Raw genomic sequence first — 4,940 nt, 5'->3', positions numbered from 1 at the left:
CGACGCACCACCGCATCAACTGGAGTCCACCCGGTCGGCTCACCCACCCGCGACACACATCCTCCTGGCCGTCGATCGATCGACGGCCAGGAGGATGTGGAAGCATCGGATAGCACACCGGTTGTTGACCCACGGCTGCTGAAGCTACGGCGCTACCAGCCGGTCGGATGGTGGAGTACAACCGACGGTGCGATCGACACGCGAGATAGACCACGTCGCAGCCACTCACAACGCCATCGGCAATCTCGCGAACACCGATGTCCACCGAGCGCGTTCGGTGACCAACGATCACCGCCGAACAGCGGACCGGAGTGGTGGCATACCCACCAGTCGGGTGGACTCGTGCAGCCGATTGAGCGATTGGTGCGCCAAATAGCACGTAATCCACCCTCACCGGTCGGTAGAACGGGGGTTCATCGGCGCACCACGCGGTTCTGCCCTCGGGGGTCGACATGACGGGTACAGGTCGGCACGCGGTCCACCGCACGATGGTCCTTTTCGACGTGGAGGGTTCCAGCGCCCCCGACCGGACGCTGACTCACCAGTTCGGCACTCGCGCGGGGCTGTACGCGGTGGTCGGAGAGGCGTTGGCGGCGGCCGGAGTGCCTTGGGACGCCTGCTACCACGAAGACCGCAGCAACGGCCTGCTCCTGCTGATCCCGCCGGAGCATCCGAGGGCGCCGCTGGTTGAGGCGCTGTCGGGAGCGTTGGCGCGGACGATGCATGGACACAACACCAGCAGCCCCGACGCCTCCAGGGCACGACTGCGGCTGGCGGTGCATGCGGGTGAAGTCGCCATCGACGAAGACGGCGTCACCTCCACATCACTGACCACGGCGTTCCGGATGGTCGACGCGCCGCCGTTGAAGCACGCCCTGGCAGATGCGCCCGGTGTGCTAGCGATGATCGTGTCCCAGGTGGTGTTCGACGAGGTAGTGCGGCACTGCGCCACGTTGGACGCGGCGACGTTTCGGCCGGTCGAAGTGACGGTGGGCGGGATCCGCGACCTTGCTTGGATCACCGTGCTGGATCGCCCCTACGAACCCGACCCAGCCGGGCTCGATCGGCGACCGACGGATTCTGTGTCGTCCACCCTCATGCGAGGTGGACGCGCCTCGCCCGTGCCCGACACCGACGACACAGAACTGCCCGGTGTTCCTGGGCCTCGTGCCGTGACCATCGTGGGCGGCGTAAATGGAGCCGGGTCAGGCATCACGATCGGCGCCGCCACGGGCGACCACTTCGCCCTCGGCGCACCACCGGCAGGCGACTCGGAAAACCCCCAGTAGCCGACACGGGGAACGGGCACACCGTGTCGGCACACGAGCCCGAAGCCACACCACCCACTGGCACGCAGACGGTCACACGGATTCACGGCGCCCTCACCGCCACCGACAACAGCACCTCCATCGGAGCGGTTCACGGCGGCCTGCACCTACACCAGTCACCACCCTTACCGCGCATACCTGCCCCGCGGCAGCTCGGTCCCCGACCGACGGCGTTCGTCGGCCGCGTCGACCAGCTCGCCGCGCTCGACCGCGCTCTCACCACCGATCCTCACACCGGGAACGGCGAATTCCGAACCGGCGACGCGGCGGTGATCTCGTCCATCGGCGGCACCGGCGGCATCGGCAAGACCTGGCTCGCCCAAACCTGGGCCCACGACAACCTGCACCGCTTCCCTGACGGGCAACTCTCCACCGACCTGCGTGGCTTCAGCCCTGGCCAGCCTCGTGCGCCGATCGACGTGCTGGGCGACTTTCTCGACGCCCTCGGCATCGACCGCGATAACCAGCCCAACGACCTGGAAGCCCGAATCGGGCTTTACCGCACCCACACCAACGGCAGACGCCTACTCATCCTGCTCGACAACGCCGCCCACGCCGATCAAGTCCTGCCGCTGTTGCCCGGCGGCACCACCTGCACCGTCTTGATCACCAGCCGCGACCAACTCCACGGCCTCATCGCGCGCCATGGAGCACGCCCTGTTCACCTCGACACCCTCACCGACGCCGAGGCCCACACCCTGCTCACCACCGCCCTCGATAACACCCCCACCACCTCCGAGACCGAACGCGCGATCACCGAACTGATCGGCCTGTGTGGCAGGTTTCCCCTCGCGCTCGGGCTGATCGCCGCCCGAATCCGCACCGATCCTCATCTGCTGTACGACCTCGCTGCCGAACTACGTGAACTCGGCCTGGATGCCCTCGACTCTGGCGACTCGCACGCCAGTCTGCCTACCGTTCTGTCTTGGTCGTTGCGCTACCTCACTAAACAACAACGCGCTCTGTTCGAGTTGCTTGGCATCGCCCCCGGCCTCGACGCCTCGCTGCCTGCTGTCGCCTCTCTCGCCGGACAACCCTCACGGGAAACTCGTATAATGCTACGCGCCCTGACCGATGTCTCGCTGGTTGCTCATCTTCCCGGCGACCGTTACTCAATGCACGATCTGGTACGCAGCTATGCCACTACACGCGCCAACAGCCTGCCCCAAACGGATCAGCTTGTAGCACTGCGACGGATCGTCGACTTCTATCTCCACACCGCATATACTGCAAGCCGAATCCTAGAGCCCAACGGTACGACAATTCAGCCAAATCCTCCCGCTTCCGATGTCCAACATTACCCGATGACCGACCACTCCACCGCGATAGCCTGGATGGACGCTGAGCATGCTTGCGTTTTGGCTTCCCAGCGCACCGCCTTTACTTATCAGTGGAATGACATTGTGATTCAGTTCGCTTGCACGCTAATCGGGCTCCATTCTCGGCGAGGACACATACTAGACGATCTCGCTTCGTGGAAAGCAGCCTTGAAGGCCGCCGAACTCTCGTCCAGCATCGATGCTCACATACTGACCCATAGAGGACTCGGCTTCGCCAACGCACAGGTAGGAGGACACAATGAAGCCATCCGACATTTGAACGAGTCCCTCTCCATCGCTCGACAGCGAGGTGATCGAGCTGAGGAAGCTCATAGCCAGCGTGTCCTCGCTTGGGTGTGGGCAATGCAAGGCAACGGTCGTCGAGCGCTGGAACACTGCCGACTCGCGCTTGGGTTGTATCGCACAGTCAACCTGCCTACAAGGGAAGCGAATGCCCTTAATGACCTTGGTTGGTTCGCCGCCCGCTTGAAAGACTTCGACACCGCGCGCGCCAACTGTCTGGCCGCTCTCGCTATGCACCGACAGCACGGAAGTGCTACCGGCGAGGCATCGACATTGGACAGCTTGGGATACATAGCACACAGCACGGGTCGTCATCACGAGGCCATCGAGCACTACAAGGGCTCCATTGCACTTCTCGTAGCTAATAGCTTCAGCGCGCACGTCTCCGATATCCTCGACCGACTTGGCCATCCTCACGCCGCATTAGGTCAACACAACGAGGCTCGGCGAGCATGGCAGCAAGCCCTGATGCTCTATCAAGAGCAGGGCCGGACCGCCGATGCCGAACGCATCCAACAGCAGCTCGACGACCTCGACACTGTCATTCGTTGATTGCTCATCCGGACTCAGCGTTGCGCACTGCCTGCCCCAATAAGTTGCGTTGCCGCAAGGAACCAGCCATCTTCACCAAGAAGCCCGGCCGTTCTTGATCGAACGCGACCGCCCAGTCATGAAATCGAGCCATCTGAAAAGATGGTGCCAGTTGCCACATGCCGTCTTTGATCACCGTAGATGTCTGGTCCGGCATCGTTTCACCGATAAACGTCAGCAGACGTTCCAAGTCACTCAGCAGTGGTAAGGCGGCTCGCAGCCGACCCGGTTCAGCGGCGGACGCGGTCAACAGGAATCGATTAACCGACCACTTGCGACGGCGGAACGCCGTGTCCATGACGGTCAGCAGCGCCTCAGCATCAAGAGGACCACCCGTCCGGCGTTCAAGCGCCTTCCAGGCCACCGATTTACCACGAGACTGCCCAGGCAGAACTGCAATGGCCCCGACGACGACTGCCACCCACTGCCATGGGTCCACCTGCCGTTCCAGCGCGTCGTCGAGCGGCAGGTTGAACGCCGTGAGCGCGGCCAATGACGCGACGCCAGCCGCAGCGAGTCCACGTCGCCAGGTCAGTTGGGGCCGTATAGAACGCCAACGTTCCAAAACTCGGTGTGCTGATGGGTCGTCGAACAGGAGCCGCAACGCCGTGCCCTGCGGCAGCGGTTTCACCGCCGAACCGCCTTCGGTAGCCAACACCATGAACATCGCCGCGGGCCAGGTGATGACGCAGAACAGCAGTGGGCGCATAAAAGCAACCCACTCCCCGACCCAAATGTCCTGCGCGAACTGCGTGACCGTCCCGATCGTCAGCAACCCGCCGAGCCCCACCACGAGCCAGAAAAGCACTTTGCCGACCACTTCCGCCGCTCGTGCAGGAACGAACCTTCCCGGTCGAGCGCTCAGCACCAGGTGTGCTACCGCCACAACCAGGCCAGCGACGCTGAGTAAGTCGGGGCGGCCAGCGCGGACCTGGGCGATCCCGAAGAACACGAGCATCCCGATCGCGGTCCACCTCGCCACCTCACCCAGTGCTGTGATCATCCGGCTAGTGCCGTCCCCTCCAGCGCGGGTCGCGTCAACCAGCGAAGTGAGGAGTCCCGACCTCGCCACGTGAACCATTAGACGCAATCGCTCCGGACCGCTGAAACCTGCTAGGAAATCGCCGTAGGCACCTGCCTGCTTGACCGCAAGCCTGCGGAGATTCGCAGGTAAGGCGACGACGTACCACAGCAGCTCAGTACGACAGTCTGGAGACGCCAGCGGCAGCATCCGAATCCCGGAGTAGCGGGCCGACGCGCCGCCGGCGAGGATCGCCCGACGGATGGTGGCGTCTACGGCCGGCTGCGCTGCAAGAGGCAGCACGAGCGGTCTCCCGGTTAGGCTGTCACGGAGCACGGTCAGAGCGAAGAGTTGTGACAATGGCCAGCGGAAGTCACC

The 4,940-nt window shown here is 63.7% G+C and carries 3 protein-coding genes; 2 read left to right on the top strand and 1 reads right to left on the bottom strand.

The window, feature by feature from the left end; all coding sequences use genetic code 11:
* The first annotated feature begins 488 nt into the window (after positions 1-488).
* The gene (locus ACR807_RS41075; protein ID WP_438926963.1) at positions 489-1,289 is read left to right on the top strand and encodes a hypothetical protein; all 801 of its coding nucleotides are present in this window, start codon (positions 489-491) and stop codon (positions 1,287-1,289) included.
* Between the two features lie 23 nt (positions 1,290-1,312).
* Complete coding sequence (locus tag ACR807_RS41070; RefSeq protein ID WP_438926962.1) at positions 1,313-3,502, top strand: ATP-binding protein; 2,190 nt, start codon at positions 1,313-1,315, stop codon at positions 3,500-3,502.
* A 4-nt stretch (positions 3,503-3,506) separates the two neighbouring features.
* Here ACR807_RS41070 and ACR807_RS41065 read toward each other — a convergent pair.
* Positions 3,507-4,940 (bottom strand): hypothetical protein (locus ACR807_RS41065; protein WP_438926961.1); only part of this gene is annotated, 1,434 nt, incomplete at its 5' end.

Source organism: Saccharothrix sabaoui (assembly GCF_051756985.1).
GTDB lineage: Bacteria > Actinomycetota > Actinomycetes > Mycobacteriales > Pseudonocardiaceae > Actinosynnema.
The sequence above is the reverse complement of the archived record's forward strand: the minus strand, read 5'-3'. Positions and strand labels throughout refer to the sequence as shown.

What these genes read in the sequence shown, in the direction of transcription:
- ACR807_RS41075 (WP_438926963.1), top strand. Translation starts at nt 489, where the DNA reads ATGGTCCTTTTCGACGTGGAGGGTTCCAGCGCCCCCGACCGGACGCTG.